Source organism: Pseudomonas sp. p1(2021b), from assembly GCF_020151015.1.
GTDB classification, from domain to species: domain Bacteria; phylum Pseudomonadota; class Gammaproteobacteria; order Pseudomonadales; family Pseudomonadaceae; genus Aquipseudomonas; species Aquipseudomonas putida_K.
On sequence record NZ_CP083746.1, the window covers coordinates 5,002,435 to 5,028,996 of the forward strand.

The 26,562-nt window shown below is 60.7% G+C and carries 24 protein-coding genes and 2 pseudogenes; 17 read left to right on the forward strand and 9 right to left on the reverse strand.

Annotated elements, in window-relative coordinates; translation table 11 throughout:
• Position 1: 1 nt before the first annotated feature.
• Entirely contained in the window at positions 2–334 is a 333-nt protein-coding gene (gene cyaY, locus K8374_RS23230) for an iron donor protein CyaY (protein ID WP_043213409.1), read from the reverse strand.
• Positions 335–603: 269 nt separating this feature from the next.
• Between cyaY and lptM the strand changes: the two genes are divergently transcribed.
• Genes lptM through K8374_RS23260 form a run of 6 tightly spaced genes read left to right on the forward strand, consistent with a single transcriptional unit; the run spans position 604 to position 5,217 of the window.
• On the forward strand, positions 604–810 hold the full coding sequence (gene lptM / locus K8374_RS23235) for an LPS translocon maturation chaperone LptM (protein ID WP_084855385.1): 207 nt from the start codon (positions 604–606) through the stop codon (positions 808–810).
• A 9-nt stretch (positions 811–819) separates the two neighbouring features.
• Positions 820–2,067 (forward strand): diaminopimelate decarboxylase, encoded by a 1,248-nt coding sequence (lysA, locus tag K8374_RS23240; RefSeq protein WP_224457377.1) that lies wholly within the window; start codon positions 820–822, stop codon positions 2,065–2,067.
• A 4-nt stretch (positions 2,068–2,071) separates the two neighbouring features.
• Positions 2,072–2,902 (forward strand): diaminopimelate epimerase, encoded by an 831-nt coding sequence (dapF, locus tag K8374_RS23245; protein WP_224457378.1) that lies wholly within the window; start codon positions 2,072–2,074, stop codon positions 2,900–2,902.
• A 13-nt stretch (positions 2,903–2,915) separates the two neighbouring features.
• Entirely contained in the window at positions 2,916–3,626 is a 711-nt protein-coding gene (locus K8374_RS23250; protein ID WP_196144629.1) for a DUF484 family protein, read from the forward strand.
• A complete protein-coding gene (gene xerC, locus K8374_RS23255; protein WP_224457379.1) occupies positions 3,626–4,525 on the forward strand; it encodes a tyrosine recombinase XerC in 900 nt (299 codons plus the stop codon). The genes K8374_RS23250 and xerC overlap by 1 nt, the downstream gene beginning before the upstream one ends.
• Positions 4,522–5,217: an HAD family hydrolase gene (locus tag K8374_RS23260; protein WP_224457380.1), complete on the forward strand. Its 696-nt coding sequence runs from the start codon at positions 4,522–4,524 to the stop codon at positions 5,215–5,217. The genes xerC and K8374_RS23260 overlap by 4 nt, the downstream gene beginning before the upstream one ends.
• A 153-nt stretch (positions 5,218–5,370) precedes the next feature.
• Here K8374_RS23260 and sutA read toward each other — a convergent pair whose 3' ends face one another.
• From sutA to glnK, 3 genes are all read right to left on the reverse strand, one after another.
• Entirely contained in the window at positions 5,371–5,697 is a 327-nt protein-coding gene (sutA, locus tag K8374_RS23265; RefSeq protein WP_224457381.1) for a transcriptional regulator SutA, read from the reverse strand.
• Positions 5,698–6,151: 454 nt separating this feature from the next.
• Entirely contained in the window at positions 6,152–7,483 is a 1,332-nt protein-coding gene (locus K8374_RS23270; RefSeq protein ID WP_224457382.1) for an ammonium transporter, read from the reverse strand.
• Positions 7,484–7,526: 43 nt separating this feature from the next.
• Positions 7,527–7,865, reverse strand: a complete 339-nt coding sequence (gene glnK, locus K8374_RS23275) for a P-II family nitrogen regulator (RefSeq protein WP_002555808.1) — start codon at positions 7,863–7,865, stop codon at positions 7,527–7,529.
• A 366-nt stretch (positions 7,866–8,231) separates the two neighbouring features.
• Here glnK and K8374_RS23280 point away from each other — a divergent pair, with 366 nt between their 5' ends.
• A complete protein-coding gene (locus K8374_RS23280; protein ID WP_084855377.1) occupies positions 8,232–8,495 on the forward strand; it encodes an accessory factor UbiK family protein in 264 nt (87 codons plus the stop codon).
• Positions 8,496–8,674: 179 nt separating this feature from the next.
• Positions 8,675–10,162, forward strand: coding sequence for a YifB family Mg chelatase-like AAA ATPase (locus K8374_RS23285; protein ID WP_224457383.1), 1,488 nt, complete (start codon positions 8,675–8,677; stop codon positions 10,160–10,162).
• Between the two features lie 77 nt (positions 10,163–10,239).
• On the opposite strand, the pseudogene K8374_RS23290 reads toward K8374_RS23285, so the two are convergent.
• Positions 10,240–10,406: pseudogene (locus K8374_RS23290) on the reverse strand (IS3 family transposase); the annotation flags it as partial.
• A 523-nt stretch (positions 10,407–10,929) separates the two neighbouring features.
• Between K8374_RS23290 and K8374_RS23295 the strand changes: the two are divergent.
• From K8374_RS23295 to K8374_RS23305, 3 genes are all read left to right on the forward strand, one after another.
• Complete coding sequence (locus tag K8374_RS23295; protein WP_224457384.1) at positions 10,930–11,841, forward strand: AAA family ATPase; 912 nt, start codon at positions 10,930–10,932, stop codon at positions 11,839–11,841.
• A complete protein-coding gene (locus K8374_RS23300; protein WP_224457385.1) occupies positions 11,838–14,051 on the forward strand; it encodes a S8 family peptidase in 2,214 nt (737 codons plus the stop codon). Before K8374_RS23295 ends, K8374_RS23300 begins: the two co-directional genes overlap by 4 nt.
• Before the next feature lie 69 nt (positions 14,052–14,120).
• Positions 14,121–15,275, forward strand: coding sequence for a S8 family peptidase (locus K8374_RS23305; RefSeq protein WP_224457386.1), 1,155 nt, complete (start codon positions 14,121–14,123; stop codon positions 15,273–15,275).
• Here K8374_RS23305 and K8374_RS26350 read toward each other — a convergent pair.
• Both K8374_RS26350 and K8374_RS23315 read right to left on the reverse strand, forming a co-directional pair.
• On the reverse strand, positions 15,242–15,433 hold the full coding sequence (locus tag K8374_RS26350) for a DUF4917 family protein (RefSeq protein ID WP_224457387.1): 192 nt from the start codon (positions 15,431–15,433) through the stop codon (positions 15,242–15,244). The two genes, K8374_RS23305 and K8374_RS26350, sit on opposite strands and share 34 nt — an antisense overlap.
• A gap of 109 nt (positions 15,434–15,542) precedes the next feature.
• On the reverse strand, positions 15,543–16,733 hold the full coding sequence (locus tag K8374_RS23315; protein ID WP_224457388.1) for a hypothetical protein: 1,191 nt from the start codon (positions 16,731–16,733) through the stop codon (positions 15,543–15,545).
• 742 nt (positions 16,734–17,475) lie between these two features.
• On the opposite strand from K8374_RS23315, the pseudogene K8374_RS23320 reads away from it, so the two are divergent.
• The 5 genes and pseudogenes from K8374_RS23320 to K8374_RS23340 all read left to right on the forward strand — a co-directional run.
• Positions 17,476–17,630 (forward strand): annotated as a pseudogene (locus K8374_RS23320) (magnesium chelatase); the annotation flags it as partial.
• A gap of 492 nt (positions 17,631–18,122) precedes the next feature.
• Positions 18,123–19,907, forward strand: a complete 1,785-nt coding sequence (locus K8374_RS23325) for a monovalent cation:proton antiporter-2 (CPA2) family protein (RefSeq protein ID WP_224457389.1) — start codon at positions 18,123–18,125, stop codon at positions 19,905–19,907.
• Positions 19,908–20,360: 453 nt separating this feature from the next.
• Positions 20,361–20,654 carry a DUF3077 domain-containing protein gene (locus K8374_RS23330; RefSeq protein ID WP_224457390.1) on the forward strand — a complete coding sequence of 98 codons (294 nt, stop codon included), beginning with the start codon at positions 20,361–20,363 and terminating at the stop codon, positions 20,652–20,654.
• Positions 20,655–20,826: 172 nt separating this feature from the next.
• Positions 20,827–21,387 (forward strand): PBECR2 nuclease fold domain-containing protein, encoded by a 561-nt coding sequence (locus K8374_RS23335; protein WP_224457391.1) that lies wholly within the window; start codon positions 20,827–20,829, stop codon positions 21,385–21,387.
• 407 nt (positions 21,388–21,794) lie between these two features.
• A complete protein-coding gene (locus tag K8374_RS23340) occupies positions 21,795–22,706 on the forward strand; it encodes a LysR substrate-binding domain-containing protein (protein WP_224457392.1) in 912 nt (303 codons plus the stop codon).
• 91 nt (positions 22,707–22,797) lie between these two features.
• On the opposite strand, the gene ycaC is transcribed toward K8374_RS23340, so the two are convergent.
• Positions 22,798–23,424: an isochorismate family cysteine hydrolase YcaC gene (gene ycaC, locus K8374_RS23345; protein ID WP_224457393.1), complete on the reverse strand. Its 627-nt coding sequence runs from the start codon at positions 23,422–23,424 to the stop codon at positions 22,798–22,800.
• A gap of 263 nt (positions 23,425–23,687) precedes the next feature.
• Between ycaC and K8374_RS23350 the strand changes: the two genes are divergently transcribed.
• Positions 23,688–25,115, forward strand: coding sequence for a mechanosensitive ion channel family protein (locus K8374_RS23350; protein WP_224457394.1), 1,428 nt, complete (start codon positions 23,688–23,690; stop codon positions 25,113–25,115).
• Positions 25,116–25,160: 45 nt separating this feature from the next.
• Here the strand turns inward: K8374_RS23350 and K8374_RS23355 are convergent, their stop codons facing one another.
• On the reverse strand, positions 25,161–26,447 hold the full coding sequence (locus K8374_RS23355) for an NAD(P)/FAD-dependent oxidoreductase (protein WP_224457395.1): 1,287 nt from the start codon (positions 26,445–26,447) through the stop codon (positions 25,161–25,163).
• Positions 26,448–26,562: the final 115 nt, after the last annotated feature.

Sequence of the window (26,562 nt, forward strand, 5' to 3'; positions counted from 1 at the left end):
CTCAGATCTCGTCGAAGTCCAGCTTCTCGCCGGCGCGCTCCCAGACAATGCGCTCGAGCATCTCGCCCAGCAACTCCTCGCTCTTCTCGCAGACCCATTTGCCGCTCTCTTCGTCATAGTCGAAGTGGAAGCCCCCCGAGCGGTCGGCCAGCCACAGCTGGCGCAGCGGCTCCTGACGGCTGAAGATCAGCTGGCTGCCACTGTCGAACTTGATGGTGAGCACCCCGGCGGAGTTCTCCATGTCCACATCCAGCCCGCTTTCATCGAACAGGTCTTCCAGGGCCTGTTGGGTCGCGTCGACCAGGTCGTGGAAACGCGCTTCGCTCAAACTCATTGCAGGAACCTCGAAATTGGCTGCTTACGGCAAGCCGGGCAAGATACGGGCGCTTGCCGGCGAATGCAAAGGTTAGCATCTGTGCCAGCGGCGCTCCGTTCGTAGGTAGAACCGCTCCCGCAGCCCAGCGTTCGGCCCAGTCGGAGCGGGTCCACCCGCCAACAGCATGCAGGCAGTACGTCCGCCAGGCGGACCGGTCCTTGCATAGGCAAGCCCGCAGGCGCTCGGTATACTCGGGCGTAATACTGCATATTTCAAAGGATTCGCCAATGAAGCGCCTGATTTCCTCCCTCGCGGCGCTGGTCGCGGTTGCCTGCCTCGTTTCGGCCTGCGGTCAGAAGGGCCCTCTGTACCTGCCTGAAGAAGGCAAGGACGGCAAGGACAGCCACAAGTCGCACCAGCATCAAGCTGCCGAGCCGGCTGCACCGGTCGATGCCGCCGAACCCGCCCAGCAAGAGCCGCAGCCCGAGCAGTAAGGAAATCCAATGGACGCTTTCAACTACCGCGACGGTGAGCTGTTCGCGGAAGGCGTGGCCTTGTCGGCCATCGCCGAACGTTTCGGCACCCCCACCTACGTCTACTCGCGTGCCCACATCGAGGCCCAGTACCGCAGCTACGCCGACGCCCTGCAAGGTGTCGAGCACCTGGTGTGCTTCGCGGTCAAGGCCAACTCCAACCTGGGCGTGCTGAACGTCCTGGCGCGCCTGGGCGCGGGCTTCGACATCGTCTCCGGCGGTGAGCTGGAGCGTGTGCTGGCCGCCGGCGGGCGTGCCGACCGCGTGGTGTTCTCCGGCGTCGGCAAGACCCGCGAGGACATGCGCCGCGCCCTGGAAGTGGGCGTGCACTGCTTCAACGTCGAGTCCACCGACGAACTCGAGCGCCTGCAGGTCGTGGCGGCCGAGATGGGCAAGGTCGCACCGGTGTCGCTGCGAGTGAACCCGGACGTCGACGCCGGTACCCACCCGTACATTTCCACCGGCCTGAAAGAGAACAAGTTCGGCATCGCCATTGCCGACGCCGAGGCCATCTACGTGCGCGCCGCGCAGTTGCCCAACCTGGAGGTGGTCGGTGTCGACTGCCATATCGGTTCGCAGCTGACCACCGTCGAGCCGTTCCTCGATGCCCTCGACCGCCTGCTGGTGCTGGTCGACCGCCTGGCCGAGTGCGGCATCCACCTGCGTCACCTGGACCTGGGCGGCGGCGTCGGCGTGCGCTACCGCGACGAACAGCCGCCGCGGGTGGCCGACTACATCAAGGCGATCCGCGAACGCGTAGGCGAGCGCGACCTGGCCCTGGTGTTCGAGCCTGGCCGCTACATCGTCGCCAATGCCGGCGTGCTGCTGACCCAGGTCGAATACCTCAAGCACACCGAGCACAAAGACTTCGCCATCATCGATGCGGCGATGAACGACCTGATCCGCCCAGCCCTTTACCAGGCCTGGATGGGCGTCAGCGCGGTCAAGCCACGCCAGGGCGAAGGCCGCAGCTACGACCTGGTCGGCCCGATCTGCGAGACCGGTGACTTCCTGGCCAAGGACCGCATATTGAACCTGGCCGAAGGCGATCTGCTGGCCGTGCAGTCCGCGGGCGCCTATGGTTTTGTCATGAGCTCGAACTACAACACCCGTGGCCGCTGTGCCGAAGTGCTGGTCGACGGCGACCAGGCCTTCGAGGTCCGTCGCCGGGAAACCATCGCCGAACTGTTCGCCGGCGAAAGCCTGCTCCCGGAGTGACCCCATGCTGCTGCGTTTCACCAAGATGCATGGGCTGGGCAACGACTTCATGGTCCTGGACCTGGTCAGCCAGCACGCGCACATCCAGCCCAAGCACGCCAAGCAGTGGGGCGACCGCCACACTGGCGTGGGCTTCGACCAGCTGCTGATCGTCGAGGCCCCCAGCAACCCGGACGTGGATTTCCGCTACCGGATCTTCAACGCTGATGGCTCCGAAGTCGAACAGTGCGGCAACGGCGCGCGCTGCTTCGCCCGCTTCGTGCTGGACAAGCGCCTGACCGCCAAGAAGCGTATCCGCGTGGAAACCAAGGGCGGCATCATCGAGCTGGACGTGCGCAACGATGGCCAGGTGTGCGTCGACATGGGCCCACCGCGCTTCGTCCCGGCCGAAATACCCTTCGTCGCCGATAAACAGGCCCTGAACTACCCGTTGGAAGTCGACGGCCAGGTCCATTCGATCGCCGCCGTTTCCATGGGCAACCCCCATTCGGTGCTGCGTGTCGACGACGTGCGCACTGCGCCGGTGCATGAACTGGGGCCGAAGATCGAACACCACCCGCGCTTCCCGCAGCGGGTCAACGCCGGCTTCATCCAGGTCATCGACCGCCATCGCGCCAACCTGCGCGTGTGGGAACGTGGCGCCGGCGAGACCCAGGCCTGCGGCACCGGCGCCTGCGCCGCTGCCGTGGCGGCCATCAGCCAAGGCTGGATGGATTCGCCGGTGACCATCGACCTGCCGGGCGGGCGCCTGAACATCGAATGGGCCGGCCCCGGCAAGCCCGTACTGATGACCGGCCCCGCCGTGCGCGTCTACGAAGGACAGGTTCGTCTTTAAGCGAGTAACCGCCATGACCGATCAGCCCCAGGCTGCACCCAAGCAGGCCCAGGACCTCGATGCCGAGGCCGTGGTCGCCTACCTGCGCGCCCACCCGACCTTCTTCGCCGAACACGACGAGTTGCTGGTCGAACAGCGCATCCCGCACCAGCGCGGTGACAGCGTGTCGCTGGTGGAGCGCCAGCTCAAGCTGCTGCGCGACCGCAACATCGAGATGCGCCATCGCCTGTCGCAGCTGATGGACGTGGCTCGGGACAACGACCGGCTGTTCGACAAGACCCGACGGCTGATCCTCGACCTGCTCGACGCGGGCAGCCTGGAGGAAGTGGTGATGGCGGTCGAGGACAGCCTGCGCCAGGAATTCCAGGTGCCCTTCGTCAGCCTGATCCTGTTCGGCGAAACGGCCGCCCCGGTCGGTCGCTGGGCCAGCAATGGCGAGGCCCAGCAGGCCATCGGCGCGCTCCTGGGCAGTGGCAAGACGGTCAGCGGCAACCTGCGCGAGCACGAGCTGGCCTTCCTGTTCGGCGAGGAGCAACGCAAGGAAGTCGGCTCCAGCGCCGTGGCCGCCTTAGAATATCAGGGGCTGCATGGCGTGCTCGCAATCGGCAGCCGCGACCCGCAGCACTACAAGAGCAGCGTCGGCACCCTGTTCCTCGGCTACATCGCCGAAGTGCTCGGCCGCGTCGTCCCACGCTTCACCCAAACCCTGCGACCGGTGCGCTGATGGAACGCCAGCTGGAGGCTTATTGCGCACACCTGCGCAACGAGCGCCAGGTGTCCGACCACACCCTGCTGGCCTACCGTCGCGACCTGCAGAAAGTCATCGAATACTGCAACAGCCAAGGCATCGGCGGCTGGGAGGCGCTGCAGGTACAGCAACTGCGCCAGCTGGTCGCACGCCAGCACCACCACGGCCAGTCGTCGCGCAGCCTGGCACGCCTGCTCTCGGCAGTGCGGGGCCTGTACCGCTACCTCAACCGTGAAGGCCTGTGCCAGCACGATCCCGCCAACGGCCTATCGCCCCCCAAAGGTGAACGGCGCCTGCCCAAGACCCTGGATACCGACCGCGCGCTGCAACTGCTCGATGGCGGCGTCGATGACGACTTCATCGCCCGACGCGACCAGGCCATCCTCGAGCTGTTCTATTCGTCCGGGCTGCGCTTGTCGGAGCTGACCAACCTCGACATGGACCACCTGGACCTGGCCGGCGGGTTGGTCCAGGTCCTGGGCAAGGGCGGCAAGGCCCGCGTCCTGCCGGTCGGCCGCAAGGCCCGCGAGGCCCTGCAGGAGTGGTTCAGGCTGCGCGGTATCAGCGCCCCCCGGGACAACGCCGTGTTCGTCACCCGCCAGGGCAAACGCCTCGGCCCCCGCGCCATTCAAATACGGGTCAAGACTGCCGGCGAGCGCGAGCTCGGCCAGCACCTGCATCCGCACATGCTTCGCCATTCCTTCGCCAGCCACCTGCTGGAATCGTCCCAGGACCTGCGCGCCGTGCAGGAGATGCTCGGCCACGCCGACATCAGCACCACGCAGATCTACACCCACCTGGACTTCCAGCACCTGGCCGCGGTGTACGACAGCGCCCACCCTCGGGCCAAACGCAGCAAAGGCACAGACTCATGAGCATCAAGCTGATCACCTTCGACCTGGACGACACCCTGTGGGACACCGCACCCGTGATCGCCAGCGCCGAGATCGTCCTGCGCGACTGGCTCGAGGCCAACGCCCCGAGCCTGGGGCCGATCCCGGTCGAACATCTGTTCGCCATCCGTGAGCGCCTGGTACAAGCCGAGCCTGGCCTCAAGCACCGGATCAGCGCCCTGCGCCGCCGGGTGCTGTTCCATGCCCTGGAAGAAGTCGGCTACAGCGCAAAACAGGCCCAGGAACTGGCCAACGAAGGGTTCGAGGTATTCCTCCATGCCCGTCACCAGGTCGAGGTGTTCCCCGAAGTGCAACCGGTGCTGGAGATTCTGCGTCACCAGTACATCCTCGGCGTGGTCACCAATGGCAACGCCGATGTGCGTCGCCTGGGGCTGGCGGACTATTTCCGATTCGCCTTGTGCGCCGAGGACCTGGGCATCGGCAAGCCGGACCCGGCGCCTTTCCTGGAGGCACTGCGCCGTGGCGAGGTCGAGGCCAGCGCGGCCGTGCACATCGGCGACCACCCCGGCGACGACATCGCCGGCGCCCAGCGCGCCGGGCTGCGGGCGGTGTGGTTCAACCCCCAGGGTAAGGCCTGGGCGGGCGAGCAGGCGCCGAATGCCGAGATCCAGCGGCTTTCCCAGCTGCCGGACGTCCTGACCCGCTGGCGTTGACTGGGGGCGCGTTGCGCCCCTTTCGCGGGGCAAGCCCGCTCCTACAAGGATCGGCGCCGCTGTTGTAGGAGTGGGCTTGTCCCGCGATCAGGCCGGCAAGGCCATACACAAAAAAAGCCCGCAGCGACGGCGGGCTTTCTTGTGTTCAGCCACTCAGATAGGGCGGCTGCCGTACTTGTTGTCCGGCTTCTTGGGCGGGTCGGCGACCACGTTGGCTTCGACCTCTTGAACCTTGCCACCCCGTGCAAGAAACTCTTCCATGGCCTTGGCCAGCGCATCGCGCTCCTTCTGCTTGGCCTCCATGCTCGGCATCTCGTCTACCGAGACCGCTGCCTTGGATTTGCCCTTGGCGGCAGGTGCGGGGCTGTCGTCTTCGCCGGCATCTTCCGCGCCGTCGTCGGCTGCAGCTTCAAGGCCCTCATCGGCCTCGTCTTCGTCGCCTACTTCGAGGTCGTCATTTTCCAGATCGTCGTCGCTCATGTTCTACCTCATGACTTGCGAAAAGCAGGTTAGTTATAGACCAGTGGAGCCGTAGACCGGCGTCCACCAGTGAAAATTCAACTGGCCGTGGGTTGGCCACTGCCCGGGCATCCATCTCCTGATGGGAGACTGCCGCCCTGCAGGCCCTGCTCCTGGCAGTGCCTGAAAAATCATCGAGCCATCGGCCGGAAAAAAGCGCCGGCAATTACCTGCTGGCCATGCGCTATTGCAAGCCTAGCAAAGGGTTGAGAAGAGTGTGGACAGCTCATCGAACACCCTTCGGCGCGCATTCTAGCGCGCTCGTGAAAAAAGCAAAGCTCCCTGAACGCTTGGCAACCTGTAAGTTTTTTACGAATGTCACGAACGTGCCGGGTAAACCGTTTGCCCTACGCCAAACCACGAATTTCAGGCAGAAAAAAGCCCGGCGAACCGGGCAGTTTTCATCGCGTCGCGGTTACAGGTTGTAGCCGCGCTCGTTGTGCTGAGCCAGGTCGAGGCCGACCGACTCTTCTTCGTCATTGACCCGCAGCCCCATCAGGCCATCGAGCACCTTGAGGATCACGTAGGTAACGATGGCGGTATAGACGACAGTGAACAGCACGCCCTTGGTCTGCACCCAGACTTGCGCGCCAATGTCTTCGACCGCACCAAAGCCGCCCAGGGCAGGCGCTGCGAACACGCCGGTGAGGATGGCACCGACGATACCGCCGACTCCATGCACGCCGAAGGCATCCAGGGAGTCGTCGTAGCCGAGCTTGCGCTTGAGGCTGGTGGCGCAGAAATAGCAGATCACGCCCGAAGCCAGGCCGATCACCAGCGCGCCCATCGGGCCAACGGTACCGGCAGCCGGTGTGATGGCCACAAGGCCGGCGACCACACCCGAGGCGATGCCCAGGGCACTCGGTTTACCGTGGCCGATCCATTCGGCGAACATCCAGCCCAGTGCCGCGGCGGCGGTGGCGATCTGGGTGACCAGCATGGCCATGCCGGCGGTGCCGTTGGCGGCGGCGGCGGAACCTGCGTTGAAACCGAACCAGCCGATCCACAGCATGGCCGCGCCCATCAGGGTGTAGCCCAGGTTGTGCGGGGCCATCGGCGTGGTCGGGTAGCCCTTGCGCTTGCCCAGCACCAGGCAGCAGACCAGACCTGCGATACCCGCGTTGATGTGCACCACGGTGCCACCGGCGAAGTCCAGTACACCCCAGTCCCACATCAGCGCGCCGTCACCGCTCCATACCATGTGGGCGATCGGGGCGTAGACCAGGGTGAACCACACACCCATGAACACCAGCATGGCGGAGAACTTCATGCGCTCGGCGAAGGCACCGACGATCAGCGCCGGGGTGATGATGGCGAAGGTCATCTGGAAGGTGATGAACACCGCTTCGGGGAACAGCGCGGCAGCCGAGGTCAGGCTCTCAGGCGTCACACCGCTGAGGAAGGCCTTGGAAAAGCCGCCGACGAAGGAATTGAGGTTGACCACGCCCTTTTCCATACCGGAGGTATCGAACGCCAGGCTATAGCCGTAGACGACCCAGAGAATGCTCATCAGGCCGGTGATGGCGAAGCATTGCATCATCACCGACAGCACGTTCTTCGAGCGCACCATACCGCCGTAGAACAGTGCCAGGCCTGGAATGGTCATGAACAGCACCAGCGCCGTGGCGGTGAGCATCCAGGCGGTGTCGCCGGAGTTCAGCGCCGGGGCAGCTTCCTCTGCCAGGGCCAGGCCGGGCATTACGAGGGACAATAGGGCTCCTAGCCCTGCGATCTTGCGCAGAGTCATGTTGTTTTCTCCTGGGGCGTTGGGTTTGGTGAGGCTGTGGTGCTTAGATCGCGTCGGTATCGGTTTCGCCGGTACGGATGCGGATGGCCTGCTCCAGATTGACCACGAAGATCTTGCCGTCACCGATTTTGCCGGTGTTGGCCGCCTTGGTGATGGCTTCGATGACCCGGTCAAGATCCTTGTCGTCGATGGCGACGTCGATCTTCACCTTGGGCAGGAAATCGACCACGTACTCGGCACCGCGGTACAGCTCGGTATGGCCTTTCTGCCGACCGAAGCCTTTGACTTCGGTCACGGTGATGCCCTGCACGCCGATTTCCGACAGCGACTCGCGCACGTCGTCCAGCTTGAACGGCTTGATGATGGCAGTGACTAGCTTCATGAAACTTCTCCCGATTTGGTGGACTTGCCCCAGGAAAACAAACCCGTCTCAAGTCTAAGCGCAGCGCCTGGCTTTGTAACGCGCCGTCGGCGGCATCTGGCATCGCGTGCGCGCTGCCTGGTTCAAGGAACTGCATCAGTGCATGGCTCGCAGAGGTCTAAGCAGAAACCTTGCCAGTTCAAATAAAACTATGAAAAACAAAGAGTTACTGTGAATACGCTTGCTTGGCCAATCGCCATCAGGCAAAACGCGCACAATTAAGGTGCATGCGAGCCAGGCGCATTGCGCAAAAAATGTGCAGCGCGAGCCCCGCCAGGGCGCGTGTTACACTGCCCGCCTTTTCATTGATTCAGCGGACAGCCCAACATGCTCGCGCCAAAAGCCTTCCTCGATGCCCTGAGCGACCAGGCCTCCCGCCTGTTCAGCGGCGACACCGCCCAACCCCGCGCCGAACTGGAAAGCCAGTTCAAGGTCCTGATGCAAGGTGCCTTCAGCAAGCTGGACCTGGTCAGCCGGGACGAATTCGACAGCCAGATGGTCGTTCTGGCGCGCACCCGCGCCCGCCTGGAGGCGCTGGAGAAGCAACTGGCCGAGCTGGAGGCCCGGGTCGCGCCGCCTGCCCAGGAATGACAGCCGGTACCCCTGTGGGAGCGGGTTCACCGCCGAAGGACCGCACAGCGGCCCCAACCTGGCCTTGACCCGCTTCGCTGCAAAACCCCGACGCACTCTTTCGCGATTACCCTTCCCCAGGCGCTCTATGCTTGCCAAACCGCAGGAAGCGGTTCCCCACAAGCGACCACGGAGTGTCCATGTCCCTCGCCCTCGTCCACAGCCGCGCCCAGGTCGGAGTACTGGCGCCCGCTGTCAGCGTCGAAACCCACCTGGCCAACGGCCTCCCAACCCTGACCCTGGTCGGGCTGCCCGAAGCCACGGTCAAGGAAAGCAAGGACCGGGTGCGCAGCGCCATCGTCAACTCCGGGTTGGACTACCCCAACCGACGCATCACCCAGAATCTCGCGCCCGCCGACCTGCCCAAGGATGGTGGCCGTTACGACCTGGCCATTGCCCTGGGCATCCTCGCCGCCAATGGCCAGGTACCGGTGGCGGCCTTGAGCGAGATCGAGTGCATTGGTGAGCTGGCCTTGTCGGGTGGGTTGCGCCCGGTGCAGGGCGTCTTGCCGGCGGCGCTGGCGGCACGGGAGGCCGGGCGGGCGTTGGTCGTGCCGAAGGAGAATGCGGAAGAGGCAAGCCTGGCAAGCGGCCTGGTGGTCTATGCGGTGGGCCATCTACTGGAGCTGGTCGCCCACCTCAACGGCCAGGTGCCCCTGCCACCCTATGCGGCCAACGGCTTGCTGCTGCGCAGCCGGCCCTACCCCGACCTCAGCGAAGTACAAGGCCAGGCCGCCGCCAAGCGTGCGCTGCTGGTGGCGGCGGCAGGGGCCCATAACCTCTTGTTCACAGGCCCACCCGGCACGGGCAAGACACTGCTCGCCAGCCGTTTGCCCGGTTTGCTTCCCCCGCTGGATGAACGCGAAGCCCTGGAAGTGGCGGCGATCCAATCCGTCAGCGGTCAAAAGCCGCTGGATTGCTGGCCGCAGCGCCCGTTTCGCCACCCACACCATTCGGCGTCCGGGCCAGCACTGGTCGGCGGGGGCAGCAGGCCGCAACCGGGGGAGATCACCCTGGCGCACCACGGCGTGTTGTTCCTGGACGAGTTGCCGGAGTTCGAACGGCGCGTGCTGGAGGTCCTTCGCGAACCCTTGGAGTCCGGCGAGATCGTGGTGGCGCGGGCCAAGGACCGGGTCCGCTTCCCGGCGCGCTTCCAGTTGGTGGCAGCGATGAATCCCTGCCCGTGCGGCTACCTGGGCGACCCCACCGGGCGCTGCCGCTGCAGCACCGAACAAATCCAGCGCTACCGCAACAAGCTTTCCGGCCCCCTGCTCGACCGCATCGACCTGCACCTGACCGTGGCACGGGAAAGCACGGTGCTGACCAACGAACCCAGCGGCGATTCCAGCGCCAGCGTCGCCCGCCTGGTAGCCGAGGCCCGCGAGCTGCAGCAGCGCCGCCAAGGGTGCGCCAATGCCTTTCTCGACCTCAATGGCCTGCGCCGCCACTGCGTGCTGGAGCCTGCTGACCAGGCCTGGCTGGAAGGTGCCTGCGAGCGTTTGACCTTGTCGCTGCGCGCAGCCCATCGCCTGCTCAAGGTGGCCCGCACGCTGGCTGATCTCGAGCAAGTGGAGCGCATTGGCCGTGCGCACCTGGCCGAAGCGCTGCAGTATCGGCCTGGTTCCTGATCACCGCAGTGCAGGCGACCCCATCGCGGGGCAAGGCGTTCCACAGGTTTGGACTGTCCCCAAAAAGTTGGACAGTTCTAAGCTGCGGCCTGAGCCCTGTACTCAACAGGGCTCAGGCCATTAAGCCTCAGCTTGATGCGGTTCTGGTTGTAATACTCATCCAGACCCGCTTTCAACTCGTCGATAGTCTCGAAACGCTTCAGATAAAAAACTCGGATTTGAGCGTGCCGAAGAAACTTTCCATCTCAAGCCGGAAACCTCACAGACGCGGACCGCTTGAAGGAAAGCGAACGCGTGGGAGCAGGAAGAAACTGTTGCGCCGGCCCACCAGCCTCCGCCCAGGAAGACGGCCCTCTCTAGCCCCTACCGTTGGTCAATTCACTGCTTTAGGGAGCAAGGGCGACCACTGCGCTTGAGGACGAAAATAAACCCATGTGCTATAATCTAGGCCACTTAGCCTCTCACTAAAAAACCTTTAAAATCAGCATATTGTCATGACAATGGAAGACTCCAGCAAAGTAAAATCTGATTTAGTCCAGGTCGCTAGGCTAGCTTTAAGCGAAAAAACTGAGGACGTCAGGCTTTTCGTGGCACGCCTCGTTCGTCAGTACCGAGCGAGTGAGCCGGGCCTGGCTGAGCAGCTAGAGAATTTCCTCCGCACTCTCGCCCCTAGCGGGTCTTCGGCCTATATGCGCCGTGAGCCTCAGACTGGAAAGACCTCCAGAAGGGAGGACAGCTCATCTCTACCGGTCGATGAGGAATCTCGAATGTCGTTGTTGAAAATTTTTAACGACGGCCCCAATTATCCTTCCCCACTACTCAGCGAAAGCGTCCAGCGATCCCTGGCACAGCTCATTCGCGAGCGAAAGCAGATCAAGAAACTGTCATCGCTGGGCTTGAGCCCAACGAGATCATCCGTATTTGTCGGAGCACCCGGCGTCGGGAAAACAATTACCGCTCGCTGGATCGCTGCGCAGTTGGGTGTCCCGCTTCTAGTTCTCGATTTAACCGCGGTCATGAGCAGCCTGCTCGGGAAAAGCGGTGCCAATATCCGAGCGGCCCTCGACTACGCGAAGCGCACGCCATCTGTGCTTTTCCTAGACGAGATTGACGCAATCGCTAAGCGGCGCAGCGATGAAAGTGACATCGGTGAGCTCAAGCGACTGGTGACAGTGATCCTGCAAGAGGTTGATGAATGGCCTTCGAGCGGGCTGTTACTGGCAGCAACCAACCACCCCGAACTGATCGATCCGGCTCTGTGGCGCAGGTTCGATATGGTTATTGAGTTTAAATCGCCAGATGCAGATGCGATCAAAGCAGCGGTTGAACGTTTCCTAGGCCCTGACGCTTCAAAATTCGGAAACTGGCTTGACATACTCTCATACACCTTCCAAAACCAGTCTTTCAGTGATATTGAGCGAGATATACAGCGCCTGAGACGTACTCTCGCCCTCAGCGGTGGTAGCGTCCAGAAGTTGATCGAGGACTTCATTTCGCATAGAGCCTCCGATCTAGAACGGGCGCAGCAGCTTGAGTTCGCTTTACTGTTGGACAGAGAGACCTCTTTATCCCAACGCTCGATACACGAGCTAACCGGGGTAAGCAGAGACACCATTCGAAAACATCGGAAAGTAGAAGATGCATCTACTAGCCGATCAAGGACGAGAACCACTGCATGAGCCAAACGAACTTTCTCATAGGTCGCGGGGAGCTGCTGACGCGGGATATCAAAGGGCCGAAAAGGAAAATGAAAAAGGCTGTTGCGTACACGCTTGAGCGTGCACGTGAGCGGCTGTCCGGCCAAGCGGACAATGCATCGCTCGCCCTTAGCGAGCTTCCGGTAAAGGCTTGTCCTCGTGACTTCGGTGTAGCGCGCATTGTGCTGAACCCAAGCTACATTGCACGCTCTTATTTCCCGTCCGACCTACTCCGCGCCACCGGCCTTGAGTCGATCGGTAGCCGGCGCATAAAGGTTACGCCCGAGAGCTGGACTCGGACGATTGAACCTCATGAGTGCGCGACCACTGAGATTTTCGTTGCCGGGAAGCGTAATGCCTTTCGAGCGTTGAGCGGCTGGATGGCTGAGGTAGAAGAAAAAACCGAAGAAGCCGACGACCTAACTCACATCGAAAAAATTCTCGCTTTCGAGCCCAGCGACCGCATCGTCAACTCGGGTACTTTAAACGACAAACATTTCGAGTTCGGCATCCATCTGCTGCCTGATAAGGACAGCACGTTTATACAGAAGGCATTCGTAGACTATGCCTCGGAGCTGAATCTGACTGTGCACACCGACTTGAGCTTTGAAGTCGGAAACCTATGGTTCGTACCGGTTGAAGGCAAGCAAAGCCAGGCACTCAAGCTTTCGAAGTTCGTCTTTGTTCGAGTCATCCGCCCCGTGCCTAAAATGCGAGGATTGCTGCCCTCAACCAAGCGCAGCGGCCCTTCGGTTGGATGCACCCTCCCCACACAGGACCCGCTCTCGTCCGAGCCAAGGGTAGCGATTCTCGACGCGGGACTTCCTGACACCCATACGATCGGAAAGTGGTTGCGCAATTATCGGATTCTGGATGAAGACGCCAGTGACGATCCAGAAGGCCCCGAGCACGGGCTGGCAGCTACGTCCGCGTTTTTGTTTGGCCCCATTGAGCCTGAGGGCGCAGCGGCTCGCCCGTATTCCTACGTAGATCATCTTCGCGTATTGGATGAGGGCGCCAGTCTAGAGAACCCATTGGAGCTGTATCGGACGCTAGGTCACATCGAAGAAGTTCTGCTCTCCAGGCAATACGAATTCATCAACCTTAGCGTTGGTCCGGACGTAGCCATTGAAGACAACGATGTGCATGCCTGGACATCGGTGATCGATGATTTGCTGAGTGATGGCAACACCTTCATGACTATCGCGGCTGGCAACAACGGTGATCGCGATGAACTCTTGCAGTTTGACCGCGTGCAAGTCCCATCGGACTGCGTCAATGCAATCACCGTTGGAGCGGCCAACTGCACAAGCTCCACTTGGGCACGCGCGCCATACAGCGCACGAGGACCAGGGCGCAGCCCTGGGGTAATCAAACCAGATTTGATGGCCTTCGGCGGTGGCAAGCAATACTTCCATGCGTTAGTACCAGGCAAGAAGCCAGCGCTAGTTCCGTTGTTAGGCACCAGTTTTGCTGCCCCCTATATCCTCCGCAGCGCCGTGGGCGTACGTGCTGTCCTCGGCCAGGAGTTGTCAGTACTCGCAATCAAAGCTCTCCTGGTTCATGCGGCAGATAAGAACGGGCATGAGACGATCGATGTGGGATGGGGCAAGGTTCCGGAAGATCTGCTGGACGTAATCACCTGCCCTCCGGGAGTGGCGAGGATCGTCTATCAAGGCGAGCTCAAGCCGGGCAAGTACATTCGGGCCCCCCTCCCTCTCCCAGAGGGCTCGCTGACAGGCATGGTGAATTTGAAGGCTACCTTCTCATTTGCCTGCGCCACCGATCCGCAAGACCCAGCATCCTACACGCGCGCGGGACTGGAAGTCACCTTCCGGCCGAACAAGGATAAAGTCAACACGGGTAAGGCCGATGCCAAAACCAAGCCGTTCTTCGAGAAGAAAAAGTTCGCAACGGAGGAAGAGCGGCGTTCTGATTCAGGCAAGTGGGAGACAGTGCTGCATGACTCAAAGAATATGCGGGGCAGCACTCTCAACGGAGCCACCTTTGACATCCATTACAATGCTCGCGAGCAAGGCGGTACAGCCGAAAAAGCCGATAAGATCAAATATGCGCTGATAATCACCGTCGAAGCGCCAAAGCACCCAGAACTCTACGCAGAGATACTAAAAGCCTATGCAGACACGCTAGTTCCGATCCAACCGCAGATTAGCCTGCCTGTACGGACTTGATGAATGGGCGCTGAGTACAATCGGCGCCACCAGAGTTGTTGCCTCGAATACAGTCGATAAGGACCAGGGATGGAAACGTACCTCGTTTTAAGAAAACCTCCAGAGCAGCGTATCGGGTTCACTCGATCTGCAATCCGCGGAGGCAGTGCCACGATTGCTGTTGAGCGCATTCCTGGACATGCGCTATCTGACTTAAAAAAGGATCCTGACGTGCTAGTCGTGACTCCCCCGATGGCTACCGCACTGATCAGTCCGAGACAGAGCACCCAAGAACACCCGCCAACAGGAAGCGCTTGGGGTATAGCCTCCGTAGAAGCGGACCAGTCCCCTTACACGGGTGAGGGTGTGGTCGTTGCCGTGCTGGATACTGGCATCGAAAAAACTCATCCGGCTTTTGCGGGAATGGACATTCTGGAAGAGGATTTCACTGGCGAGGGCATTGGTGATCACGATGGGCATGGAACCCACTGCGCCGGTACGATTTTCGGCCGAGACGTTAATGGACAGCGAATCGGAATAGCCAGAGGTATCAACCGAGCACTCGTAGGAAAGGTCATTGGACAGAGAGGGGGTGACTCTCAGATGATTTTCGACGGGTTGCAATGGGCAATGAGAGAAAGGGCAAACATCATCTCAATGTCTCTTGGCTTCGACTTCCCCGGCGAGGTACAGAAGAAGGTAGATGCCGGATGGCCAGCGGACTTGGCTACCTCAGAGGCACTCGAAGCCTATCGCGGCAATATTCGGCTGCTTGACGCCCTGATGGGCTTTTTCAAAGCACAATCCGCATTTGATGCCGCGCCGCTAGTTATTGCGGCAGCAGGAAACGAAAGCCGTAGAGCGGTGAACTCTCGCTACAAAATAGCTGCCTCCATTCCCGCAGCCGCTGACGGGGTCATTTCGGTTGCCGCATTGCAATCAAGCGGTTCTCTTTACGAGGTGGCAGATTTTTCTAACAGTCATGCACAGGTCAGCGCTCCCGGCGTAAATGTGCTTTCCGCCTGGCTTGGAGGGCAGCTTAAAGCCATCGACGGCACAAGTATGGCGTGTCCTCATGTAGCGGGAGTTGCAGCCCTTTGGTGGCAGCATTTACGCGAAAAACGCTCCCCAAACCTAGCCAGCGCTGTCACCTCGCACCTAACCACTCATGCCCGTAGTGACTGCTTTGTTTCAGGTTTTGATTCGAGCGATTACGGACACGGCCTGGTCACTTGCCCCCGATAAAAGGTGGGTGAGGGAAGCCACCGAGACCCGGCAGCTTGTCTAGCTAGCTTATTCTCTCGTGCATGCGCTAATAGAGAGCCATAGGAGAAGGTCGGCGCAATCGAAATGCTCACACCGTTGCCGAGCAAAATGGCCTCACGACGGTAGCTCGCAGACATCTCTGCTTACAGCAGGATAGGAAGTGGCATACCGGCTCCGTTTTGGCTATTATCGCGGATGATTGTCCTAGGCGGTGGAAATTTAGCAGAGCTAGGATTAGTGCAATATCTAAGCGCTCTTAGAGTCGATAGATTGTAGCAAGTCCTGGGTCAATAATTCAAAAACACAGAAATCCTCCGGGTCTCGGAAGCCGGCCGATTTGATCTTCTTCAAAAGCCTCGAAATGTTCCTTGCCTGTAATCGCCCCACTCCAAGCTTATTCACGAGATAATCCTCAAAGACCGTCTCCCCGTCGCACCGTAAAACAAGATTGACACCAAACTCGAATTGCGTCATTGACACCACATCTAAGTCCTCTTCAGAGACCACCTCTACTGGCCAATCGTCAAGTGATTTGATGAGCGCGCTATAGATCTCGGTTAATTCCCCTAGCAATGCGATCGCTTGTGGATAGGACTGGTTATACCACGCCTTGTTGGTCTGCAGAGCATACGTGACGCCATTACAAGTAACTTCGCGAGGCTTGCCTCGATAAACCCCAGAGTTGTGCACAGTATTCCTACAGGCGCCTAAGAAATCTATGACCTCTTTATCATGATTTATATCTCTCACATAAGCCTTCTTATCAACCATCTTAAAAAGTGCATTAACTTTATCTGGAAATGATCGATAGCCACTTCGAACGGAGAGGATTTTTTCTAGACACTTAGTTTTGGCATCCTCAGAGTCCGCCTCTCCATGCCTCGCGAGCAGCTCAACAATCTTTGCTCTACGACTTTCTTCATATTCAGCCTCAAGCTTTTTCGCGTAACCAGAATATAGCTTAGAGATCCAATTTTCGAAGCAGGAAAACGCTGAGACAGTAAAGTCCAGCATCAGACTCGAGACCATCCCGTTAATTCTTTCGCTTAATAGTTTCCTAACGTCAGACACCGATGATAAGAAATCATCATCCGAAAGCCTAGCGGGCTTGCCGTTGATCTGCACGAATGGAGTCAAGTGCTTTTCATCATGAATCTCAAGCAGCAAGTCGGGACAGTAATGTCTAGCGGCCATATTAGAAAGTTCTTCATTAATCATGAAAACAATGGGTAAGTCACAGACATCCTTGAGATTGGTATAATAATTACGCACCCTTATGAACGGAAGATCATTTTTGTTAATAGTATAATCCCCACGCAGCGTGCATTTTTCCAAAAGAACAGCCTTATTCTTTAAGGCCATAAATGCAGAAATTATTTTTTTATGATTCTCGTCAAAAAATCCCATTAAAACCCTACCTCCTATATTGGCACTCACCTGTTTATACGGGTACTGGACTGACTTGCAGCCAAGTAAATCCTGATGGTAATCCTCCAACTAATTAATAGCAACATGTCATCAAACTCCAAAAATAGACATCGCGAATTATTCCTTATGAACGCGGTGAAGGACAGCCGAGCGCGCGGGGATTTTCTTTGGAGAATGGAGCAAAATGATCTATTTCCGAACAATAAAGCGAATTAGATTATTGAGGCTGCGTAGCGCACATAACCTCATAGACCAAAGAATTGAAAGAGCGCTCATGAAATAGCTTGAACACAATAACCGTAGAAGAAAGCAGCATCGCAATAGAGTTAGCAACCATCGCCGGCGTATCAGCTGTCTTAAAGCTCTATGATGCCCCACAAGACAACCCAAATAGCAGTGCTAACCACATAGCAAGCGATAGACCGCTTACATCTTGGTTCTTGGTGAGGTGAAGAACTCGCAGAAGAAACGACCCGGTTGTAACCTATGCAGCCAGTGCCACCGGTCAATGCTGCAAGATTGCGACACTCAAAACAGCCAACACCAATATGCTAACGACAATGACTTTATTACTCGTCCCTTTACCTCACCTCGACCCACTTTTTTGCAGCGGCCCGTGTGACGTTACTACGCGGTGAACCTCAACGCAGATGTCTTGTATCTTCTAATCAACGCACCCTCATTTGCAACCACCACCAATGGCAATCCATGCAATACAAGTGCTGCAATATCCAGGAGGCTCACCACGGTGCTGGCACTTGCCGACCAGGCCTGGCTGGAAAGTGCCTGCGAGCGTTTGACCATGTCGCTGCGGGCGGCCCATCGATTCTCAAGGTGGCCCGCACGCTGGCCGATATTGAACAGGTGGCGGACATTGGCCGGGCGCACCTGGCTGAAGCGCTGCAGTCGGCCTGGCTCTTGATCGGCACGGTTCTGCGGTCAAGGACAAGCCACACCGCCCCACCAAGCCCGCTCCCAGAAGATCAGTTTGTTCTTTGCGCTACAGCGCGGCCCAAAAGGGCTGGGTGATCTCCCACAGGGATCCCATGGCAACAAGCGTACACGGGGCCTGTAGCAGCTGGCGGAGCCTGCGATGGGCCGCATAGCGGCCCCTTGAGTCTGGAGGGGCTCCAGCGTTTGAGGGCTTGGGGCTGCTTTGCAGCCCATCGCAGGCTGTCGCCAGCTCCCACCGAATTGCGCCGCTCTCAAGACTTGCGAAATTCCTGTGGGCTTGTCCCGCGATGGGGTCTGCAAAGGTGCCAATGACAGAACGCTGCTTCTCGGGAAACCTGGATTGTCCTGTTTCGATCCCCGAACGAAAATGCGCCCCTCGCTTACCCTGGCGTAAGCTGATACCGCTGCGCCAATCCCCCACAAGCCGCTCAAGGAGCCCGAGCAATGCCCCACGAAGGCAGCCTTCTACAAACCGCGGTGATCTTCCTGCTGGCCGCCGTCCTTGCCGTCCCCCTGGCCAAGCGTCTGCAACTGGGCGCGGTCATCGGCTACCTGCTCGCTGGCGTGGCCATCGGCCCGCAGGCCCTGGGCCTGATTCGCGATACCGAAAGCGTCGCGCATATTTCCGAGTTGGGCGTGGTATTGCTGCTGTTCATCATCGGCTTGGAGCTGTCGCCGAAACGCCTGTGGCTGATGCGCAAGTCGGTGTTCGGTGTCGGCACCACCCAAGTGTTGTTGACCGGTGCGGTCATCGGGGCCATCGCTCTGTTCGGCTTCGGCCAGTCGCTGCCGGCAGCGGTCGTGCTCGGCCTGGGCTTGGCGTTGTCGTCCACCGCCCTGGGCTTGCAGAGCCTGGCCGAAACCAAGCAGCTCAATGCCCCGCACGGGCGCCTGGCATTCGCCATCCTGCTGATGCAGGACATCGCGGCGATCCCACTCATCGCCCTCGTCCCTCTGCTGGCCGCCAGCGGCCCGGACACCAGCCAGGGCGACAGCCTGGAGCATGGCCTGAAGGTGTTCGCCAGCATCGCCATCGTCATCGTCGGCGGCCGTTACCTGCTGCGCCCGGTGTTCCGCACCGTAGCCCGTACAGGCATCCCCGAGGTCTCGACCGCCACTGCACTGCTGGTGGTAATCGGCACCGCCTGGCTGATGGAGGAAGCCGGCATTTCCATGGCCCTGGGCGCCTTCCTCGCCGGCCTGCTGCTGGCGGACTCCGAATACCGCCACGAGCTGGAGTCGCAGATCGAGCCGTTCAAAGGGCTGCTGCTGGGGCTGTTCTTCATCAGCGTAGGCATGGGCGCCAACCTGGGCTTGCTGCTGGAGATGCCCTTCGTGCTGCTGGGCCTGACCCTGCTCCTGGTCGCAGTGAAGCTGGCGCTGTTGATCGGCGTCGGCCGCGTCGCAGGCCTGAGCAGCACCAGTGCCTTGCGCCTGGGCATGGTGCTGGCGGCGGGCGGTGAATTCGCCTTCGTGGTGTTCAAGCTGGGCAAGGACCAGGGCCTGTTCGACACCCAGACCTACGACCTGCTGCTGATGACCATCACCCTGTCGATGGCCATCACGCCCCTGCTGATGCTCGGTTGCGCCCGCGCCCTCAAGCGCCCGCAAGCCACGCGTGAGGTGCCCGAGCAGTACAAGCAGATCCAGACCGACACGCCACGGGTGGTGATCGTCGGCATGGGCCGCATGGGGCAGATCGTTTCGCGCATCCTGCGCGCCCAGAAAATCCCCTTCATCGCCCTGGAAACGTCGGTGGACGCCATCGAGATGACCCGCATGTTCGAGCAGGCCCCGGTGTTCTACGGCGACCCGCTGCGCCCGGAAGTGCTGCATGCGGCCAAGGTCGGCGAGGCGGAGTACTTCGTCATCACCACCGACGACCCCGACGTCACCACCCGCACGGCGGAGCGGGTCAAGCGCCTGTACCCCCACCTGAAGGTGCTGGCCCGCGCGCGCAACCGCCAGCATGTGCACAAATTGGTGGATGTAGGCGCCGAACCGATCCGCGAGACGTTCTACTCCAGCCTGGAGATGAGCCGCCGGGCATTGGTGGGGTTGGGCTTGAGCGACGAACAGGCAACCGACCGGATCGAACGCTTCGCCCAGCATGACGAAGAGGTGCTGGTGGCCCAGGGGCAGGTACGCGATGACCGGGCCAAGGTGATGCAGACGGCCAAGGAGGCGCGGTTGGAGTTGGAGCGGTTGTTTGAGTCGGATACTGATTGAGGCCTTGTGGCGTAGGTCTTGGGAGTTGTAGCGCCTTCAAAATCGAGCGCCGCGCGGGCGGCGCTCGATCTCATAAGCGCTCCCCCCCTCAAAGGCGGTCACCCGATAGCCCGTGCACAGCTTCAAAACACAAACCTCTCAGCAACGCCCTACTTCATCGCGAGCCATTTCCTACGTAGGCGCACAGCGTGGGGATTTATCGTACACACCGTGTCGATGCCCGTCTGATTGTCCGGGGAAAGCCTGCTCTCTAGGCTTGCCGGGTCGCTGTCGGTTCAGCGATCGGGCGTGGAAACCCGGCAGGTAATCGGAATAGCTGTCGTCATGGCAGCTGCATGCGGGAGGCCGAATGGCCTGCCGGGGTTCCGATAGCCTGGCTTTCCACCCCGCGTGCAGCCGCCACCCTTCGCGTGGAAACGGATGGTGCCGGCCAACTTCTATCGGAGCTTGGCTATGAAAAAGATCGTCCCCGACCCACCCCTCCCCAACACCACACAACGTGCCTTCAGCCGCTGCGACGCCGGCCACCCACCACTGTTCACGGTAAATCCGGACATATCCGCCCATGACGCCCTTGTACACGTCGCACAGTACCTGCGAGGTGCCTACGACTGTGGCTACAAAGCTCTGGAACACCTGGACGAAACCGGCAAGAGCTTGTTCTGGAGCACTCTGAGTGCAGTCGAAATGGCAGAGGGATTGATTGAGGCGCTGCTGGATGGGATCGAGTCGCAGCCCATGAATTGAAGTGTATTGCACCAGCCCAAGGCAGGCTGTGGTGAACAGCCTGCTCAACTTCAAATACAAGAAATGCCCTACGGAACGCGTCCCTCTCCTTCTGATTGTTCGAGGATGCCCTTCTCCATAGGCTCACCTGGCCGCCGTCGCACCGTGACATGATCGCAGCCAGGTAATTTTATTGAGTCAAAACAGCTCGACCGCGAAAATCGCCGAGAAGAAAAGCCAGCACTCCTGGCTAGACGAACACCTACCCGATCTCCGAACGCTTGCACGTGAACTGCGTGCCCAACCTATCGAAGCGTTAGCTTCTGCCGACTCGCATGACGCCGCAATCGAACTTACTGCGCAACATCTGGGTTTGAACGATGACCCCGACGGCGTAGTAACCATTAGAACGCCAATAGGCGACATCTGGGTTCGGCGTAGCTGTATTTATCATATCGTTGAGAAGCGACAAGATGCTCGGGAACGCTACGTGAAATTAGCGCTGGACACATTGACCGGTCCATTTGAGGTGTGGCAGGTCGCCTATACGAACGAGATCTATAGGCTGGCTTTCATTGGCGCCTACGAAACCAAGCGGCAGATGCTGGTGGTCGTGGCGCTCGATAACGGCAAAACTCTGTGGAATTTCATGCAATGCGATGCCAAGGCGCTGAACAAGCATCGCCATGGGACTCTGCTCTACAAGCGGTACGCTTTTCTAGCGAGCAAAGAAAAGGGCCACTGTTACCAGTAGCCCTATGTTCGTGCTTGATATTCATATGCACACCCTCAAGCCGGGGTGTGGAGGTCTCACCCGACGCTGATGATTCAGCCATCGACGGGGTTCCTACGCCAGCTGATGCCGCTGAATGGCAGCTGGTTTCGCGCTCAGGTGGAACGCTAGCAACACTCGAGAACCAAGTCAATGAAGGTGCGCCTGCGAAAACCATCCATCGAGTTACGTGATATCACCCACTCGCAGCCGGCGCGATTCAGCTGGCGTTCTCTTTCATGGACGATTGTTTTGTACTATCTACGCCAGCCCTTTCGCATCTGGAGCCGCCCCACAACGATTGCACTGGATCTGGTCCTGTACAGTCCCGGTGGCGGCTTTAGCCGCGAAGAGGCCAGTACAAGCAGCCACGCATCCGGAGACGATCATTGGAAGACCTCAATTCCCTCTACTACTTCACCCAGGTAGTCGAGCATGGCGGCTTCGCCCCGGCTGGCCGGGCGCTGGACATTCCCAAGTCCAAGCTCAGCCGGCGCATCGCCGACCTGGAAGAGCGCCTGGGCGTGCGCCTGCTTCAGCGCACCAGCCGCCACTGTTCGCTGACCGAAATCGGCCAGGCCTACTACCAGCGCTGCCTGGCCATGCGCGTGGAGGCCGAAGGAGCTGCAGAAATCATCGAGCGCAACCGCAGCGAACCTCGCGGGCTGGTACGCATCAGCTGCCCGACCACCCTGCTCAACTCCTGGGTCGGGCCGATGCTGACCCGCTACATGATCAAGTACCCGCAGGTGGAACTGTTCATCGAGAGCACCAACCGCCGGGTCGACCTGCTGCACGAGGGCTTCGACCTGGCCTTGCGAGTGCGCTTCCCACCCTTGGAGAACACCGACATGGTGATGAAGGTGCTGAGCAACAGCACTCAGTGCCTGGTCGGCCAGCCAGCGTTTCTCGAACAACTGCCCAAGGGCTTCGACCCGCAGATGCTAGGGCAATTGCCCAGCCTGCACTGGGGTGGCTCGCAGCGCGAATACCAGTGGGAGCTGTACGAGAACGAGCACATGAAGGACAAGCTGGTGATCACGCATACGCCGAAGGTGGTCACCGACGACCTGCCCACCTTGCGTAATTTCGTCGTGGCAGGTGTCGGTATCGCACACTTGCCTCGAGTGGCAGTCCGTGAAGACCTGGCGGCAGGCAGGCTGGTGGAGATGCTGCCGGGCTGGCAGCCACGTTGCGGGATTGTCCATGCGATCTTCCCGTCGCGGCGAGGGCTGCTACCGTCGGTACGGGCGTTGATCGATCACCTGGCAGAAGAATTCGCGATCAGCGATATGGCGTGAAGCGATCACTGGCAAGCCAGCCTGCACCCGCTCAAGAGGCGCAGATGCAGAAAAGCCAGGCGCCGTATGCGACGCCTGGCTGTTTCGGGGCTTACTTGGCGGCCAGCGTGCTGTAGCTGGTCATCAGGTTGCGGTAGTCCGGGATGTGGTTGGAGAACAGGGTACCCAGGCCTTCGATGTCGTTGCGCCAGTCGCGATGCAGCTCACAGGCCACGCCGAACCAGGTCATCAGTTGCGCACCTGCGCGGCTCATACGGTCGTGGGCGGCGTCGCGGGTCATCTCGTTGAAGGTGCCGGAGGCATCGGTGACCACGAACACGTCGAACTCTTCCTCCAGGGCCGACAGCGCCGGGAAGGCCACGCACACTTCGGTCACTACGCCAGCGATGATCAGCTGCTTCTTGCCGGTGGCCTTCACGGCCTTGACGAAGTCCTCGTTGTCCCAGGCATTGATCTGGCCAGGGCGGGCGATGTAGGGGGCGTCCGGGAACATCGCCTTGAGCTCCGGCACCAGCGGGCCGTTGGGGCCTTGCTCGAAGCTGGTGGTGAGGATGGTGGGCAGGTTGAAGTACTTGGCCAGGTCAGCCAGGGCGAGCACGTTGTTCTTGAAGCGGTCCGGCTCGATGTCCCGTACCAGCGAGAGCAGGCCAGCCTGGTGGTCGACCAGCAGAACGGCGGCGTTGTTCTTGTCCAGGCGGTTGTAGGTGAATGGGGTCATGGTCTGTGCTCCTTCAGGTTTGGGTTGGGGTGTTGCCTTGACTGCATGGGTACAGATTAAAAAACATTACCTTTGAGGCACTAGATGGCGAAAATCGGCTCTTGCGTTCTATTTTCAGAACGAAGCCCCGGCGCGAAAACCCTGTAGGAGCGGGCCCGCCCCGCGATTGCGCTGGTTGCGCCACCTCACCCCCATCGATCCTGGTTGCCGACGCCAACGCCCTGCTCTTTACTACCTTCAGCCCCTTCCTCACCGAGACCATCATGCTGGCCTTCATCCAGTCCTCACCGCTGCTGCTCGGCGCCTGCCTGGTACTTCTGGACCTGCTGCTGTGGCAACTGATCCCGGTGGAGCGCCGGGCCTGTCGCATCACGGCCCGGCTGGTGATCTTCCTGCTGTTCAGCTGGGTCTTGCTCACCGCGGGCCTGAGCCCGTTGCAACCTGCGCCCTGGCCGGACGATGTGCCGCGTAACCTGGTCGCCACCCTGCTGGAGATCGCCTGGTGGCTGTTCGGCGCGCGCACGGTCACGGTGGTGTTCGGCCTGCTGCTGGTGGCGCGAGGCGGCCATGGTGGGCGTTTACTGCAGGACGTGCTGGGCGCGTTGATCTTTCTCGCGGCGGTGGTGGCCGCGGCAGCCTACGTGATGCAGCTGCCGGTCAAAGGGTTGCTGGCCACCTCCGGCGTCATGGCCATCGTCATCGGCCTGGCGTTGCAGAGCACCCTGGCGGACGTGTTCTCCGGCATCGTGCTGAACACCACGCGGCCCTACCAGATCGGCGACTCGATCTCCATCGATGGCACCGAAGGCAAGGTATTGGACATCGACTGGCGCGCCACGCGGCTGCTCACCGGCACTGGCAGCCTGGCCGTGGTGCCCAATTCAGTGGTGGCGAAAGCCAGGCTGCTCAATTTCAGCCGTCCGGCGGATGTGCATGGGGTATCGATCAGTGTGGTGGTGCCGGCCAAGGTACGGCCCAAACGGGTATTCGATGCTTTGGAAAAGGCGCTGCAGGGCACCAGCGCGTTGCTGGCCACGCCCAAGCCCAAGGTCACGGTAAAAGCCTCGACCCTCGAATCGGTGGAGTACGAGGCCAGCGGCTTCGTCGCCAGCATGGAACGCAAGACCGAGGTGCGTAACCAGTTGTTCGACCTGGCCCACCGCCATCTGGAAGCCAGCGGCGTGATGTGGAACGTCGACCTCGCCCTGCCGCCGCGCAGCCGCCAGCGGGATCTGCTCGACGAGGTACGGGTGTTCCGCTCGTTGACCAGCGAAGAGCGCGACGCCCTGAGCCAACGCATGACAGCCGTGGAGTACCTGGCCGACCAGGTGATCCTCGGCGTGGGCGAGCAATCCGACCATTTGCTGGTGATCGGCAGCGGCGTGATCTCGGCGTCGATCCGCGATGGCGAGCGCCTGGTCGAGGCCGGACGCATGGGACCGGGCGAGGTGCTGGGGATCGAAGGGTTGACCGACGACGAGGCGTCCTTCGCCGAGTTCCGCACGCTGACCGGTTGCCTGCTCTACCGCATCGACAAGGAGCAGGTACGCAGCTGCCTGGTCAAGCGTGGCGAGGTGCAGTCGGCACTGACCAAGCTGCAGCGGTTCCGCCGTCAGAGCCGGGAATCACTGTTGCTGCAAAAGCCGCCGGAAGTGAAGAAAGGCGGGTTCCTGAGCTGGTTGCACAAGTAGGCGTCGACGCTCCTACAGGGCCTGGCATCGATGCAGCCGCAACGGTTACAGCACTACCCGCAGGCACTGGCCCGCGTGGTACAGCGAGAACCCGGACTCATAGAACGCGGTACGCAACGAGGGCGCACTCACCGGCTTCATCGGCGAGAACGGGATCGGTAGGCTGTCCGGGTCATCCTTGAGCAGGAATTCGGCAAACGCTCGGCCGATCACCGTGCCGGTGGTGTTGCCGCGGCCGTTGTAGCCGGTCACCGCCACCAGGCCAGGAGCCGGCTCGAACAGGCGCATCAGGTGATCGGGGGTGAAGTCGATGCAGCCGGTCCAGTGCATCTCCCACTCGACCTTGCCCAATTCCGGATAGTAATGGCTCTGGATGCGGTCGGCCCAGCTGCGCACGAACCAGGCCGGCTTGTTGTCGACCCGGCCCAAACTGCCCAGCAACAGGCGGCCCTGGTCGTCGCGGCGAATGCTGCTGAGCACGGTACGGGTGTCCCAGGAGCCTTGGCCGTGGGGCAGGACCTTGTCCGCCGCGGCGCCTTGCAAGGGCTTGGACGCGACCTGGTAGTAATAACCCCGGAAGAAGTGCTTCTGCAGGTTGCTCCACTCGCCTTCGGTGTACGCGCCGGTGGAAATCACCACCTTGTCGGCACGTACCGAGCCGCGAGCGGTGTTCACCCGCCAGCCGTCGCCATCGCGCTCCAGGCCCTGGACGGAGGATTGCTGGAACAGCTGGCCGCCCAGGCGTACCACGGCGGCGGCCAGGCCTTGGGTGTAGCCCATGGGGTTGATGGTGCCGGCGCGGCGGTCGAGCAGCGCGGCGGAAATCTTGTCGGTGCCGCAATATTCCTGGCACCGCGCGCCGGTCAACAGTTCGACGTCGGCGCCGCGTCGGCTCCACTGGGCATGGCGGGCCTCCAGGTCGGCGATGCCGGTGGCATTGTGCGCCATGTGCAGGGTGCCCTTGTGCTGGGCCTGGCAGTCGATGCCCAGGCGCTCGATCATGGCGAACACTTCGGCGGGGGCCTCACCGAGCACCTTGTTCAGGCGGCTGCCCTGTTGCAGGCCAAGGGTCGCCTCGACGTCGTCGGGGCGGATCCAGGTGCCGGCGTTGACCAGGCCGACGTTGCGTCCGGAACCACCGTGGCCGATCTTCCAGGCCTCGAGCAGGATCACCGTCTTGCCCTGTTCGAGTAGGTGGATCGCCGCCGACAGGCCCGTGATGCCACCGCCGATCACGCAGACATCGGCCTTGTGCTCACCGGCCAGGGCCTGGGTGGCGACGGTTGGCTTGGTGATGAATTCCCACAGACATTCTTGACGCAGTTCGGACATGGCCCGGCTCCAGCAATGTTGTTCTTGTAGGGGCCGCAAGGCGGCCCTTTCGCGGGCAAACCCGCTCCCACAGGTACATCACAGGTTTCGAACACTGTGTTGTACCTGTGGGAGC